General features: G+C 43.1%; 12 protein-coding genes. 8 read left to right on the top strand and 4 right to left on the bottom strand.

Features of this window, described 5'->3' with window-relative positions; genetic code table 11:
* Nucleotides 1-101: 101 nt before the first annotated feature.
* The 4 genes from NYE26_RS26025 to NYE26_RS26010 form a co-directional block, all read right to left on the bottom strand.
* The gene (locus NYE26_RS26025; RefSeq protein ID WP_036731063.1) at nt 102-1082 is read right to left on the bottom strand and encodes a serine hydrolase; all 981 of its coding nucleotides are present in this window, start codon (nt 1080-1082) and stop codon (nt 102-104) included.
* Nucleotides 1083-1257: 175 nt separating this feature from the next.
* Nucleotides 1258-2178 carry an aldo/keto reductase gene (locus NYE26_RS26020; RefSeq protein WP_339251219.1) on the bottom strand — a complete coding sequence of 307 codons (921 nt, stop codon included), beginning with the start codon at nt 2176-2178 and terminating at the stop codon, nt 1258-1260.
* Between the two features lie 280 nt (nt 2179-2458).
* On the bottom strand, nt 2459-2707 hold the full coding sequence (locus NYE26_RS26015; RefSeq protein ID WP_339251217.1) for a hypothetical protein: 249 nt from the start codon (nt 2705-2707) through the stop codon (nt 2459-2461).
* Nucleotides 2700-3308, bottom strand: a complete 609-nt coding sequence (locus tag NYE26_RS26010) for a hypothetical protein (RefSeq protein ID WP_339251215.1) — start codon at nt 3306-3308, stop codon at nt 2700-2702. Before NYE26_RS26010 ends, NYE26_RS26015 begins: the two co-directional genes overlap by 8 nt.
* Before the next feature lie 456 nt (nt 3309-3764).
* Here NYE26_RS26010 and NYE26_RS26005 point away from each other — a divergent pair, with 456 nt between their 5' ends.
* From NYE26_RS26005 to NYE26_RS25970, 8 genes are all read left to right on the top strand, one after another.
* The gene (locus NYE26_RS26005) at nt 3765-4601 is read left to right on the top strand and encodes a hypothetical protein (RefSeq protein WP_339251213.1); all 837 of its coding nucleotides are present in this window, start codon (nt 3765-3767) and stop codon (nt 4599-4601) included.
* Nucleotides 4602-4689: 88 nt separating this feature from the next.
* A complete protein-coding gene (locus tag NYE26_RS26000) occupies nt 4690-5151 on the top strand; it encodes a hypothetical protein (protein WP_339251211.1) in 462 nt (153 codons plus the stop codon).
* A 403-nt stretch (nt 5152-5554) separates the two neighbouring features.
* On the top strand, nt 5555-9916 hold the full coding sequence (locus NYE26_RS25995) for a hypothetical protein (RefSeq protein ID WP_339251209.1): 4362 nt from the start codon (nt 5555-5557) through the stop codon (nt 9914-9916).
* Nucleotides 9917-9927: 11 nt separating this feature from the next.
* The gene (locus NYE26_RS25990) at nt 9928-10569 is read left to right on the top strand and encodes an S-layer homology domain-containing protein (protein WP_339251207.1); all 642 of its coding nucleotides are present in this window, start codon (nt 9928-9930) and stop codon (nt 10567-10569) included.
* Between the two features lie 51 nt (nt 10570-10620).
* On the top strand, nt 10621-12033 hold the full coding sequence (locus NYE26_RS25985) for a hypothetical protein (protein WP_339251206.1): 1413 nt from the start codon (nt 10621-10623) through the stop codon (nt 12031-12033).
* Nucleotides 12034-12048: 15 nt separating this feature from the next.
* Nucleotides 12049-15147 (top strand): M23 family metallopeptidase, encoded by a 3099-nt coding sequence (locus NYE26_RS25980; protein ID WP_339251204.1) that lies wholly within the window; start codon nt 12049-12051, stop codon nt 15145-15147.
* Nucleotides 15147-15566, top strand: a complete 420-nt coding sequence (locus NYE26_RS25975) for a hypothetical protein (protein WP_339251202.1) — start codon at nt 15147-15149, stop codon at nt 15564-15566. The genes NYE26_RS25980 and NYE26_RS25975 overlap by 1 nt, the downstream gene beginning before the upstream one ends.
* 16 nt (nt 15567-15582) lie before the next feature.
* Nucleotides 15583-15996 carry a hypothetical protein gene (locus NYE26_RS25970; protein ID WP_339251200.1) on the top strand — a complete coding sequence of 138 codons (414 nt, stop codon included), beginning with the start codon at nt 15583-15585 and terminating at the stop codon, nt 15994-15996.

Below are 15996 nucleotides of genomic sequence, written 5' to 3'. Positions count from 1 at the left end.
CTAAAGCTGGCGGTATATTTTTTGCCTTCTTCGTTAAGGCAGAACATTCCCGGATGCGCGGTAAATCTCATACCATTCCTCGCAGCTGAGGGTGATGTCGGTTACTCCTTTGTCGGCTCAAACAACGGTAGGATATACTTTGTAATCAATTGAATTCTGTCCTTCGCACGCGGCATGAAACGGGAAGCAATCGTAACTACAATTTTCTTGTCGGGATTTACGTAAATCGCATTTCCGCCGTCGCCCAAAGCCGCATAACAACCTTGTCCCTCATTGTTAACAATCCACCATAAATACCCGTAAGGTAACTCTCCCCATCGGCTGTTTTCTTGGGTACTGTCCTTGATCCATTTTGCGGATAGCATTCGCTTGCCGTTCCACAAACCTTCATTTAGGTATAGCTGACCGATCTTTGCCATATCCAAGGGAGTTAAGGTAAGTCCCCAACCGGCGGTGCTCGTTCCTTTGGGATCTATGATCCAACCATTAACAAATTTATCTTTGAGGAACGCCAAATACTCTTCTTTACAATGTATATTCGCATTAGGGGGCACTTTGATTCCCAACGGTTCAAACAGATGTTCTGTGGCAAAATCAAGTACAGATTGGCCGGTTGCATTGGTGAGGATTCCCGACAGGACCTGTAGGCCGATTGTGGAATACTTGAATCCTCCAGGATCGTCCTTGCCACCCAACAAGTCCAGCGCAGCTTTGGTCCAATCCTCGCTAGTATAGACCTTTGTATATGGCTCCGACTTGTATTTATACGGTGCGGTCATTGTCAGTATATTTTTAATTGTGATATTCTGTATCGTTTTTTCACCGCGTTTGACCGTGTAATCAGGGAAAAATTCCAATACTTTCTGGTCAATGCTTTTAATATAGCCTTTGTCTATGGCAATGCCGATCAGTGCAGACACAACGCTCTTCGTCACCGATGCAATATGGATCGGATCGTTAGCGGTGTAGCCGTCAAAATAGCCTTCATATACCTTTTCGCTGCCGAGCAGTACTACAATACCTGCAATATTGCCATACTCTGTTTTAATCAGATTCTCGAAATCTAGAATTCTGTTATTCATAGTTGTTCTCCTTCTAAATATAAGTACATCGATGTCTGTGAAAAGCGTATTATGATATAAAATTTTTTGCAAGAGCCTATTATAAAACTTGCTTGAAGTCATGGGTGCAATACAAAAAGACCCGCAAACCCCTTTCTAAAGAGGATTTGCAGGTCTTTCATACAGATGGTCTGGTTTAAGGCAGCACATTTCCCGCTGCACGGTAAATCTCGTACCATTCCTCGCGGCTGAGGGTGATGCTTGAGGCCTTGGCGATGTCGAGCAGGCGCGCGGTGTTGGTGGTGCCGACAATCGGCTGCATTTTGGCCGGGTGTCTGAGCAGCCAAGCAATGGCGATCGCGGTGTCGGTTACTCCTTTGTCCTCGGCGATACGGTTAATGACTTCGTTCACCTTAGGGAACTTCTCACTGCCCAGGAATACGCCCTCAAAGAAGCCGTACTGGAACGGAGACCATGGCTGGATGGTCATATCGTGCAGGCGGCTGTATTCCAGGATACCACCATCATGGACTACGGAACCCGCATTGGTCATGTTCACATTGAAGCCGGCATCAATCATGCCGGTAACCATGATGCTGAGCTGAAGCTGGTTGAAGAGGAGGGACTGCTTGACATTCTTTTTCAACAGCTCAATCTGTAGAGGGTTCTGGTTGCTGACGCCGAAATGCTTGACCAGCCCTCTGCGCTCCAGATCATCGAAGGCTTCGGCTACTTCTTCCGGCTCCATCAGGGTATCGGGGCGGTGGAGGAGCAGGACATCTACATAATCGGTCTGCAGCCGCTTCAAGCTGTTCTCTACCGAAGTCACAATATGCTCCTTGGAGAAGTCGAAGAAGCCATTGCGGATGCCGCATTTGGCCTGAATCATCAGCCGGTCGCGCATGCCGGGATTTGCAGCCAGTACATCCCCGAATACTTCCTCCGCTTTGCCGCCGGCATAAATATCCGCATGATCAAAAAAGTCTATGCCCACCTCAAGGGCGCTGTGGATATGGACTTCAGCCTCTTTGGGAGACAAATCAGCGATCCGCATACAGCCGAGTGAAATCTCGGACACCTCAAGTGTACCGTTAGCCACATTAATTCTTTTTACCATTAATTATTCACTCCTTAAATGAAGGTATAGTGTAAGCTTAGACCTTAGAGTTAGGTGTAAGTAAGGATACCGGAATGGCTATAGCGGATATTAAGTAATCCATCGTGCTCTCGCAGGAAGGCTGAGAAGCCTTGCCCGACTAGCGCAGACTACTGCAGGAGTATAAACAGCATATCGATGAGAAGATCAAGTTTTTTCAGAGCTTTGCCCGGAAGGTTGATTATAAGATCGCTTATTTTGCATCATTTGGAGGAGACTCAAGGTAGAGAATAATATTTGCTTACTCAGTAATACGATATAGCGTATCGTTTTCTTTCCCGTTGTGAGGATTTTTACCAATGTATTCTGTTACAAATCCACATGAAATAAGATTTTGAAGATTATTGTTAGTTTCTATTATTTTTATTCCCATATTATTGCACTTAAGAGCAGCAATAATTTGATCGAAGTTACCAGTACCATGTGACAAACCTGCTTTTAGAGCGTAATACACAGGATATGAAGAATCACCCATTAATGGTCTATTCATTTTTGCACTTCCCTTGAAGATACTCTACTACTATAACTTGATCAACAGAATTTGTAAGGCGCTCATATATCAAGGCAGCTTCCTCCACAAAAAAACGAGTGAGTTGTCGAGGCATCACAATTTTGAGTTTGAAATTCTTATTATAGTTTTTGTTATAGGTATTAATCCTAATCTTCTCTTGCTCCAAGGTATTAATATACTGAATTAAGCAATTTTTAAAGTACAGATCCTCATTACTTGCTGGAAGTTCACAGGGCTGGATGTCAAGGAGAATCCCGTCAAAGTCGGTATCACTATGCTTAAGGTTAAACTGAATAACCGAATGTACAAGTTCTTCTAAGAGCCAAAGACGTAATGGATTAGCCCAATCCGATTTACGCACATATATGTAGGGTGCATAATTTAGGCTACGTGCGACTTGAGAAAAATTCTTAAGATATTGTGATTGTGAGCTTTGTAGCTGATAACTATTGGACTCGATATAAACATCAATAATATGACTGTGATTTAAAGCGTTAACAAAGAACGGAGATGTATCCAAGATTACAGTGTTATTAACACCTAGTCCATGTCCGTCTGCTGTTTTAAAAATCAATTCCATCCTGTAACTCCTTAATAAAAATTGTTTAGTAAAGAAGGCGGGAGGAGGTCCCGCCTAATGAGGCGACCGGGAGGCCGCTTATAATGAAACAGTCCTGGGAGGACTGTGAACAGAGGATGAGGCTTTTACTGCCTCATTGTTACATACGCGACTATTCTCAGATTGTTTAGAAAAAAGGTGGATTATATTTTATAGTTCATTTTGCTTTAGGTTTAGATATGAACCCAGTGCTGTTATAGTGCTGTTTTTTTTTATGTTTAGTAAAACGGAAAAATATCCTATAATTTTTCATTTCAATATAATGCTGCAGTTCTTGCTTTTGGACAAAAATGATGTGTTAGGAATTAATTCAGATTGCCTACTCTATGCAGGAAGAACAAATAAGAGCTTCAGGTTTATTGAGATCATTATGATATGGATAAGCCTGATGCATCAATTAAAGGAGTGGAGTGCTCGATGGCTAAAAAGATGATTATTAAGGGAGTAGGACAATTTCTTGCAAAGAAATATGCATCTGATGGTAAAGGTGTTGAGGTGGTTTCACTAGGTACACTTCAAAATCTTAAAATTGATCTTAATGTAGAACTGGAAGATGTATTCGGTTCGGATGGCCTATTTGCAATTGATAATCTTGTAAAGTCCAAATCGATTGAGATTACAGCTACAGACGCAAAATTCGACTTGGCTCAGCTATCCTTAATGATGGGTTCAACTGTCAAAGAAGATGTAAGTGGTTCTCTCTGGGTGCTAAATGAACAACATGAGCTAATTAAAGGAGGACTTGACCACAATACCGGACCTGAAGTTGCTGTAGCAGAAGTTATATTTGGCAACACTCTTTACGGCGACGGTAATTTCACAGTGAGGCTGAAGGACAGCAACTCGCTCCTTGAGAAAGTAGCCTATAGTTCAACAGTAGGACCAACAGACAAACAGTTCATGATCACTTCCGATGAAGGAAAAACTTATGTGATTCTAAATGCATCGCATACCAATAAGGATATTGTACTGAGCTACCAGCGCACAGAAACAATTGATGTAGTGGATATTCTGGTAGATGAGGTTCCATTCCCGGTTCACATCATTCATCATGGATCTTTTCTGCAAAAGGATGGTACATTCCAAGGTATCGAAACAGAACTATATCAATGTCGGGCAAAGGGGACGTTCTCCATTGACGCTGCCCGGGCTACTGCATCTACTTCGCAGGTTACTCTGCAAGTGCTTGATCCAGAACGTGCGGACCGTAAGCTAGGAAGTATCAAACGATATTCGGCTGCCTCCAGCGTGTAACAACCTTTGAAGTTAGCAACAAGAAAGGGGCCCGGGTCCTCCCACCCGGGTCTTTGTTATTTCAATAGAAGTATAAAGGAGAGAGTGTATGAGTAAGACAGTCCAGGAAGCAATGCACTCAAAAGAGATGAATGAGGCATCGCTGCAGCGAATTAAAGCTGAAAGCGCAGAAGAAGAGTTGCCAAAAGACAAGGACGTTCGTATATCTGAGCGTGTGTGGTTTGAGGAAGATGAAGAGATTATGCTGCGCAATGGAAAGTTGTATCGAATTCCACCAATGACCTTTGGAGATACTAGGGAGTTCATGCAGTATTTAAAAACTGTAAATGTGGGAGAGATTATTCTCAATTTTGCTCCAGGTCAGGAAGCCAAGGAAAAGAAACTTCATGATATTTTGGGATTAGCTTTTCAAGTCTATCCAGAAATTGCTTTCCGAAATAAAGATGGAAATCTAGTTGTGGATCATTCATTTATTGACCGTAATGTGGATCTTCGTATGGCTAAGCATATTCTAGAGATCATGATGGATCTTAACGGATTAAAAAAGTAGAACGGGTTGAGGGAGAAGAGCAGACAGGGGTAGAAGTCCGCGACGCCGAGACAGGAGAGCCTGTTACTTGGAACGAGGTGTTTTTCTATCTTCATAAGCACTGCAACCTCGATAAGTGGGCAATCAGGAGATACACTTACCCGCAGATTCAGGAACTCCTGAAACAAGTGCATAAATATATTCGCTTTGAGGTGGAGGTTTCAACCGCTCCTATACGTGCAATATTTGGCGGAGGTAACGGAGCGGAGACACATTCTGAAGGTTACGATGATGCAGACTACCGTGAAATAGATGAAGACGGTGTTTTGGAGCTTGCACGTATGTTTGGAGGAGGGTGAAAGTGAAGTCCGGCCTATTCTATGTAGGAAGGGCTTTTTTATTTGAAGAGAGGAGACGTGGAACTATGGCATCTGATCATAATCAGGAGCAAAGTAATTTGCTAGAAGCGGAAATTTCGCTCACAATGGGATCTCTTACAAGCCAGACTTCCTCATTTGCTGAGCAAGCGGAGGTGTTAATTGCTTCTTTTGACGACATGGCTGAGGGAACTGGGGCAATTGACATTGTGGGACGCAAACTGCAGGCTATAGTGCAAAAGATAAGGAGTATCAGCAATAATATTAACGATATTGAAAGTACAACAGATTTTTCAGAGGCTGTTCTTTTGGCACAAAAGATGGAGTCTCTTCAGCAAAAACTTACAAATAAGGTCAGATCTTTGCTGGAGCAACAGTTTACAGAGCTTGTCAAAGCATTAAATGAGCTTCAAGCAGTACCGGTGAGTATTGGTAACAATGACGCAGCCATTCAGTCAGGCGGGTACTCCCAGCACGTGATAAATACTGCTGATCAACAGAAGAAGCCCAAGTATCAGAACGCTGAGATGAGTACTGCAATAAAGTTGTTGACTGTTCAAAGCCAAAAGCAAATGTCTATTGTTTTAAACGCCATGAAAAATGTCCTGGGCGATTCGTTTGACAGTGGTGCATCTTTACTGCTCTCTATGGGGTATGAGGTCAATAAAGAGTTTGAATATACAATGGCAAGGGCGGCCTTAAATTTTAGGAATAAGGATGCGGGAACTCATAATTCACCAGATAGTCCAGTCCAAAACATTGCCCTTGCTTATGGACTACCTCTGGAAGACGCTGCTACAGCCTACCAGCATGCAGCAACGGCATCAACCGATCCTCTTGAAGCACAGCGCATTGCTACCTCGGCTGCCAAGCAGAAAAATGTTGGAGACATGGATATTCGCCAATCCGCAAGCAGTCTTGCGGCCTTAGCCGTCAATTGGGGGCTAAACGCTGCAGGCGTTGAAGATGCCGCTAATATGATAACTACTAGTTCAATATTAACTGATTCTAAAATAAGCGATATTATGGATTTTTTGAAACAATCATCAAGTTTTTCCTCTGTATCATCCAATGATGAAGATAAGCACAAGGCGATGGCTTATTCTATTGCAATGTCTTCCATGTACACTTCTGCCCTGGCCAGGACAGGCGATCATGGTGAGATGTTCTTTAAAAATATGGCGATTCCACTAGACGAGCCTTCAGCCAAGAATTTTGAAGTGATCTCTCAGCGGACTGGACTTAAGACCCTCAATCCTTGGAATGAAGAGAAAGATGAGAATGGGAGGACAATTAAGCAGCAAAAATCAGGAATTGATATGCTGTTTGCGATTACGGATGTCATTGATAGATTAACTCCAGAGGACCATGGCTTTGTTAGAGGCACCTATACAAGCAAATTAGGGAATGACTCGGGTATAACTGCGGCTTTATTCGAGGACATGGATAGGATCCATAGAATCCCGAGTATTATGGCACAGGGTGGCGCAGTAAGATTTGTAGAGAAGCTGCAAGACAAGGACTGGACGGCAAATCAATCAAACCAGTTACTTGCAGAAAATATGCTTACCCCTGAATTTCAGGAGCAAAAGTTGAAGACGATGTGGGAGGTTTCAACAAAAGGGATTTTTGATCGTCTTAAGAAGGAGTTTCAAACCGTAAGCTTGAGGATTATCACTTTTTTAAATGTGATCCGTGCTAACGCAGGATTATTTACATCGGGGATTGAAAGCATGGGGAAGGTTGGGCAGGGCTATACTGCCCAGAAGGTTCCCAAGGAGGATTTGCATAATCAGATAATGGCTGTCCAAAAACGTCTCGATCTCGTGAATAGTAAGCGCGGCGTTCTCCGTGTCGGTAATTTGAACGATACGCTTGGTAAACAACACGAGGAGTATGAACAGCTTAAGCAGCGACGTGCAGAAATCGAACGAAGCGGCGAATATGGTTCTGAAGTCCATATGAATATTAACCGCCAGATGAATAAGAAGCAATGGGATATCAATCAGACACGGCGGAGTCTAGTTTGGGCACAGTCGGTTGATCCTAGGCTAGACTTAGAAGCGCAGCACTTGGAGCGTAAACTGACATTTCTTATACGTCAAATGAAAGAGTTAGGCCGTCAAACCGAATCTGCGAATAACCGAATGGAGCTATTGGATCTAGCCATTAGGGATAATAGGCTGGACGGAGATATGCTGGTTGAAACAATAGCAAAGATATCCGGGGGATTTCTCAGCGGGACTATAAGTGCCCAGAAATTTGAGGAAGAACTGAGACGTATTGGTTCGAGTACAGGGTATTCAGATCTACGTATTAAGCAGTTCATTAATGACATGGTAAATCTTAATAAAGAATTCCAGGATACAAGTGATATTCAAAAATATATAGATGCTTTAGTCCAGTTAGAGAATGCGGCTCAACTAAATAATTTAGAGATAGCCAATGAGAAGAGCGCTGAAACCAAAAGCAAGCAAACATCTGAGGACAAAGACAAGGACAAGGGCAAAGAGGGAGATAAGGAGGAAGACAAGGACGACGACGAGGATGAGAATTCTGCCTATGAAACTGCAAAGGAAATTCAAGAGTTTTTCACTGATGATTGGTACGAGGATGAGGATGATGACAAGGACGATGATGACGGGGGAAGAAGAAGAGGCTCCGGCGGCTCGGATGAGGGTGATGATGGAGGTAGAAGAAGAGGCTCTGGCGGTTCGGATGAGGATGATGATGGAGGTAGAAGAAGAGGCTCCGGCGGTTCGGATGAGGATGATGACGGAGGCAGAAGAGGCTCCGGCGGCTCGGATGAGGGTGATGATGGAGGTAGAAGAAGAGGCTCCGGCGGCTCGGATAGAAGTAGTAGAAGAAGCAGAAGAAGGAGGGCTGGAGGCGGCAGGAGGGGAATTACATCAAAGCTAGCAGGTCTGACCAAAGGAGCCGGGAAACTATTTTCTAAAGCCGGTAAGCTTGGGAAACTTGCTTCAGCAACGGGCAAAGGGTTAAAGATCGGACTTAAAAAAATCCCTTTGATTTCGACTGTTGAAACCGCTATGGACTTCTATAGTGATGTTGTTGCCCCTCTCAGTATGAGCCCCGAAGAAAGAAAAGAACTGGACGCGAGTGGACGTGTTGATCTCCAAAAAAAGGCTCAGGCTATAGGCGATGGTAATTTTCTGCAAAAAGCGTTTGGTATAGGTGAAATGGTTCTAGATGGTGGTATTCGAGGTGGCATTAATCAAATATTTGGTGGCGCCGGGGTAAAGTGGACAGAATATGCAGATGCTTTAAAAATAGCTTTTAGTGGAAAAAAAGGCGGAGATCTTGCTAAAGCGCTGGAGCAAAAGCTTAAAGGGAATGCAGACTCTAAGAAGGAATCCGATAAGCTTGAGGAAAAACCAAAGGATTCAGGAAAGGCAATTGATTCAAATGAAGACAGCGAGCAGAACAGTTTAGGCAATTTAAATCAGAATCAGCTTATCGAATACAAGGATGCTCAGACTATAATGTCCAGAAATCTGAACCTCCAACAAAACGAAGCTACTAAAATTCAGGCTGCTCATGATGAAAATTACGCCAAACTTGTTATGTCCGGTGTGCGTGAAGATTCTGCTGAGATGAGGGCTTTATTCGAAACTTATTTTAAGAAGAATATTGAAATGCTAGATGGTATCTTAAATGGAACAAAAAATGCGAACGGAAAAATTATTGATGAGGGCTTAATCGCCAAACGTGACAGGCTGACTGTAGGTTCAGATTCTTACAACGAAATAGATGCTCAGATTGCAAAGATAAAAGGACAGATATCTTCGTTGAATCTTCAAAGCTATCAGATGGACACTGACGGTGAGTTTAATGACATTATGGAGCAGCTTAATCATGACCTGAAGATTTCTAATGCAGACTGGAGTATGAAGAGAAGTGATGCTATTCTGTCAGGTGCAAAAGAAGATTCGAATAGTGTCAAGCAAATTCAGTCTGCGATGGCTAGCAATGTAAACTCAAGGATTGGCATTACACTTAGCAATCTACAGGCGTTGCTTGTTCAAAACAAAGATAATGAAACTCAGCGTAATAAGATACTTGAGCAGATTAAGGAACTGGAAGTACAGCAGAAGAATAATCTGGTAGACATTAAAAATAGCCTGTTACAAGGAAAATCTACATTCAATCTTCCGGAAGGTGTACAGGCCATGAGTTATTACGAAACGAAGGTCAGTGAAGGGACAGCCAGGCAGATATCCTTTGGTTCTGGGGATGTTAATATCACTATTCAAGCGAATGTTAAAGGGCAGCAGGATTGGGCGGCTGTAGGCAATCAGGTCGCAGGCATTGTTAAAAATGCCAACGTCAATGTCTCCCGAGAGCTCTCGCAGCAGGTAAAGACGGGGATGCAATACAATCATAGATAGGAGGAGAGGCAATGCCTGCTCAGTATCCTTTTGGAACAGTAAATGATCGCTATAAGAAGCGTTTATTCGTAGAATCAGGACTAAGTTTCACAGAAGTAGATGCTAAAATCATTGAACCCTATGCTCCGCCAAGCCCGCAATTATCTCTTAAAGAAATAAAGATTTTAAATGCACCTAGCCATTTTCACCAGATGGGTATTTCAAGCTATAAGATTCATCTCAATCTGCTTTTTAAGGATAAAGAGGCCTATAATAATTATCTTACCTACTGCGGATGGACCCATAAATTCTATGATGAACGTGGGGTTCTATACTTAGGATCACTGGAGAGTATCACCCCTACAATTGTATGGTTAAACAATGAGCTGGACAGTAATTTAGACCAGAACCGCGGATATAAGTGTGTTGTAGAGCTAGTGCTGATTAAGAAAGATAAGTATGACCAGAAACACCGTTTTGAATATCAGGATACTGCAGGTCACTGGGCTGAAACGGATATCGAGGAGATGGCTGACGCAGGTTTGATAACGGTAGTATCTGCAGACGGCACTCCGGTTCTTTACTTCAGGCCGAACGGTTATATCACCCGGGCTGAGTTTGTTTCCTTTTTGAACAGAACCCGGCGTTTCATTGAACGGATATTGAGGGAGTAGCCTGCAGGCTATTCTTTTTCCCATTCTATACTATACATGAGGTGAGCTGAGATGGGTACTTGGGTGGATGTTACCCCTAATGATTGGTTTTATAACGAAGTTATGGAAGCATCGGGGATTTATTTGGAAGATGGTAGTCCAATGATTTCCGGGATTGAGTATGGACGGTTTATGACAGACGCCCCCTATCTGTATGAAGAACAGAGTGGTTCGGAGGGGAAAAAGGAATTTACTCTTTTGAAGAAAATCATACCAACTCCAGCGAATCCATTATTTGTTTATGTAGATGGAGTACAGACTGTGTATAAGAAAGTTAGTAATCCTTCCGTTACAACGACTCTGGTTGAATTCTACAGTGCCCCGCGCAAAGGGGCAATTGTATCATTTATAAGCCAGGGAAAAGTTCTTACAGATCGATTCGGCCGTCCGGAGGAGCCTATAAGTTGGTCTGGATTTGGACATCCGAAGCATGTGCTAGATAATGGAGATGATTACGTATGGGACCCATTCAACAGAAGTTATCAGGAATATTGCTATGCGTTCGGAAGACCCCTGAAGCGAATTATAATTGATGAGGAGTTGTGGGGAGTAAGTGTACCCAGTGCGCTTGTTGCGAAATATCTTGGAAACAAAACAGATTCTTATATGGTATCGCCCGCTCCTAATGCCTGCATCTATCTTCCCTATAATCTGAACGGTGTAACCTGCAAATTTAACTATGTCGTATTTAAAGATGGGTACCATCAGTTAAAGGGCGGTGAGTTCAAGGCGACAGCAGGGATGACCTGGCGTAATGACCGCTTTTTCCCCAATGCATACATCACCCGTGGAGAGGCTTTCACTTTAATTGATAGAGTGCGCAAGACGTTGTATAGCCGATTTAGTGATATTGATGCCCCAACCGCCAGGCTGGATCAATACATGTATGCGGAGGAAGGGCAGCGACGCTTCCGGCTGAATGGCACGTATCCGGCAGGTCAGGGGGTGCTGAAGGTCAAACGCAATGGTGTGCTGCTCACAAAAGATGTCAACTATCTGGAGACGGACAACCATACCGTTACTTTTGTGAATCCGCAGTCAGCAGGCACTACCTTATATTTTTATTATGAAAAGAAGGTATCTACAAGATTTCTGGATGTGGGTACACTTACTGCCTTATATAACAATGAAACCAAAGAGACCATCAGTGTAGATGGTCGAATACCTAATGGCTCCTGGTGGGCAGAACCGGTTCTATCAATGGAAGGGGAAACCTTTCAGAATGGCAGTTATCTGATAGAAGGATATGAACTCTCCCGGTTTATGGATGGGAATCCAGTAGTGGATAATATGTACACTCCGATAGATGCAGTTTCTGAAGGACACAAACTTCCATATTTTCTGCCATCCACACTTCTAAACCGTGCCCAGGCTGTAACGTTCCTCAATCGGTTCAGGAAATGGTGTGTTGAACGATTCAAATGAGAATGGAGGATAAGGATGCAGTATATGACACATGAATTGCAAAAGGTTCTAGCTGATCGATTAAAGTTAGGGGAATATGCTAAACCCGTTTGCAGGGTAGAAGTGGACCGAATGGCCTTCATTCCTGGAAGAATGGAGGAAATATCCTTTGTAACTGGCGAGGCTCAAAAATATGTTACTGTTCAGCAGACGTTTATTCAAAATGGGTCTGAGGGGCAGACACTTGTCAATTATCAAACTATTGTGCCTCCAATTCCAGCGAGGGGAACATTTACTCCAGATGATATTACCAGTAGATACGGTATGCGAGGGGGGAAGATGCATACAGGTATTGATATAAAAGCAGCAGTTGGGGAAAATGTGGCTGCAGTTTGGTCTGGACGCATCTCAGCAACAAGCCATTCTAAACCCTATACAGGATATGGATATTTCATTGATGTTCAGCACACCAATGGTGTAATGTCCCGATACGCCCATCTCAGTCAGATTTTGGTCAAGGTGGGGGATGAAGTCAAACAAGGGGATATCATTGGACTCGCTGGAAACACGGGACATGTTATGTCTGGAGGTAAGGATGTAACAGGGAATTTCGAAGATCCTAATTCAGAGCGCTCCAAAGGAAAGGGGGCTCATTTACATTTTGAAATCAGAGTGAATAATGATCATAAAGATCCACAGCCTTATCTAGAAGGTAATGCCAAAATGTTTACCTCCTCGACAAATACAGGTGGAGGTATTACAGATGGAGCAAAGGTTACAGGGGCTGTAGGCGCGCAGGTCTTCAATCAACAATTTAAGGACAAGCAATGGGTAAATGGACCGGGTATTAAGAATGTTAGTCCTGATGCTCTAAACCTAGGCTCTGTACAGATGTTGCAAAAGCCAAGTTATGACAGTTTTTTAATTTATAATTTTGTAGCAAAGAAGGTGAATGCACCTCGTTCATGTTCATTTGATATCGAATTCCAATCTGCCAAAGATTGCCTTCTTAAAGCGGGATATTTCTGCAATGTTACTGAAGGATTAGAACTTAATATTTATTTTAACGATCAGTTACAAGTAAGGGTTAAGAAGTTCGATAATGGGAGTGCAATAGAATCTGTTGAAGATGTTCCTTTTCCCGCAGGAGCATACAAGATAAGAATTGAGGTTCTGTGGTATGGGGGGGAGAGTTGCAAGTTTGGTCTTAATTATGTGAAAATACATGAATTGAAAGCTCCGGAAGGTACTAATATGCTGTCTGAAGCTGATCCTACACAGAAAAAAGGTTATTATGAAACCGCTGAAATTGAATCTCTTGTATTCAATGAAGTTACAAAACAGAATGCTTTACAGGTTGGACAGTTCGTATATATGGATACTTTGGTTCTGGATAATATTATTTCCGTTGATATCGATGACCAGCTTGGGATGGAGTCTCATGAAGCTCGAATTGTCATATCTAACCCTGATGGATACTACTCCCCTGACTATAACCCCTTCCACTTCCCCGAGATGTATCAGCAATCCCCATGGAGCTATTTTATTAATGGTTATCATGTAGGTGTTCTTTCCGAGAATACACCGGTGCGAATTTATTATGGATATGGCCACAACTTAATGCGTGTGTTTACAGGACTTATTGATAAAGTGGATGGCATGGGTGAAGACCACCAGTTGACCATTACATGCAGAGATATGTATAAGAAAGTGTTGAATCATGTACTGTTGGAGGATAAAGCCTATCCTAAGGTGAGTGTAGTGAACACTGGAAAAACAGAAACGAAGGTTATCGATGCAGGTAGTGTAAACGATGGATATAAAGGTTCTAGGTTTGAAGAGATTGTAGCCAGAGCCAAGTCTAATGCCAAGCACCCAGACTTCAAGGGGGCTTCTGTAGATTACCTCTTCTTGCTGGCTATTGCTAAGCATGAAACAAATATGGGGACGACAGGAGCGGGAAGGGAATCCAGCGGAGGTTATATATTGGGCTATGGTGTGCCCAGTGGTTCCGCTAAACAACCACAATATGCAGGAATAAACAAACAACTCTATTTCGGAGCTAAACGATACGCAGAGGCGCTTAAGAGCCGGGGATGGCGGATCAATTCGCTAGAGGACGTGAAATACTTCTGGCAGGGAGGGGATAAAGGAAGTTATCAATGGTCGCAAGATACCAATTGGCCAAATCCAGTCTGGAAGATTTATCAAAGCTATGTGGCAGATCCATCGCCATTTGCTGATATTCCTGCATATTCTCAGGCAACATCTGCAACTGCTGCAGCAACAGGTACCGGACCAGACGATCTGAAGGCTGCGTGGCTGAAATCTGCTGTTGTAACAGATCTGATTGTTTCAGCAGGAATGACCGGCTGGCGTCAAGCTCCTAACGATATACATTATCCTGATTATGTCATAGAAGAATCGTATTTTATCAGCACCAGCCAAGCTTCTGGCAAAGTTATTCGTGCTATTCCTAATAAGGAAGGTGAGTTTGAACAGGTGGATATTGATGCTGTTCTAACCCCGAATGGCTGGCTTAACCCTTATATAGAAGAGTATGGTAAAGAATTCGAGGCCCTACAGAGTAAAGCCGGGGAGGCCATCTCGGAAATTACCAAAGATACTAACTACCGGTCTTACTGTGATCGATACGGCACATACCGCCTGGAAATGATTAACATGAATAAGTCCATAGCAGGACAGTTTACCGAATATGAAAACCTGGTGTCTTTGGAAAAGAGTACTGACTGGAGCAGGGGCCGGAGTCATCTTGCAGTTTTTGATGATGAAGGGAAGTATATGCATTTTGTGGATACGGAAATTCTGATGGAGCTTAAAGGTGAGGTTCGGACTGCAGTTCTTAACGTTCCATATGCTAAAAGTGAGGCAGAGAAACGTAAGATAGCCGAGAGATTCTTTTTTGATATCAAATGTCTTTGCCGGACTCTTCAAATCTCTGTTCCGGGTAATCCTGCGCTTGAAGTATTGGATAGAGTATATATCTCTGACCGCAATACAACCACAAGAAGTGTCTATACTATTAAAGGGATCAAATCGTCGTTCTCTGTTGAGAATGGCTACCTGCAAATCATCGACTTAACCTGGTCAAGCGGAGAGGGGGCTATTCTGTAGTGGCCGGAGTAGCAAATGACTATTTGATTTACCCTATTATGGATCTGATCAAGGCTGAAACAAAAAAGGCTTCAACAAAAAGAACAGATATCGATCCGTTTGCAGGAACACCCTCAGTTCTTTTGAGCAGAGAGCATCCTCTCGATGTGGAGAAGGTAACTGGTGCGCACATGCTTTATGAGTCAGGATACATTACTGATGTTTATATGACTTTTGGATGTGGAGATGATATGACCGGGGTTCCCGTTAACGTGGATTCGGAACATCCAGACTGGGAATACTACACGGTCTGGCGGCTGGGAGCAGTGAATGTGATCCGTAAGACCCCGTCTGGTGCAACGCTAGAAAATCTGATCATTAGCCTAAACTATGATGAGGAAAGCGGACTCTTAACTGGGACAACTTTAACTCGTATATAAGAGGAGGTGAAGCAAAATGTCTTTTCAGATTACACACCCGGCAGGAGGTATGATCGATAAAGTCCGTGAACTTCCATATCCACATTTCAGTAAATTCACCCGGCCCTTTGTACGCGGCAGAATGGTGGATGTGACGAGTGTGGCTAAAGTTTATGAGGATTCTTATAAACTACCTTATGCGACGGAGTTTCTGTCCGTAGCTTTTGCAGCTAGCGAATATTGCATCGGAGATTTCTGGGAGTTAACTGTAAATGGAGACAAGATATGCGAAACGGTTTACACCAAGGAACTTCCGGAAAGCGTATCGATGGGCAATTCTTTCGGGATCGTATATCCACTCCCGGAAAACGCTGAAATCAAATTTGAATACCACAATCTAAGCGGATCAGCCAAGCAGGTGTGGTACAACATCAAGTTCCTACGAAAATAA

Source organism: Paenibacillus sp. FSL P2-0136, assembly GCF_037975325.1.
Classification (GTDB): domain Bacteria; phylum Bacillota; class Bacilli; order Paenibacillales; family Paenibacillaceae; genus Paenibacillus_AQ; species Paenibacillus_AQ silagei.
This window is presented reverse-complemented; position numbering and strand designations above follow the sequence as displayed.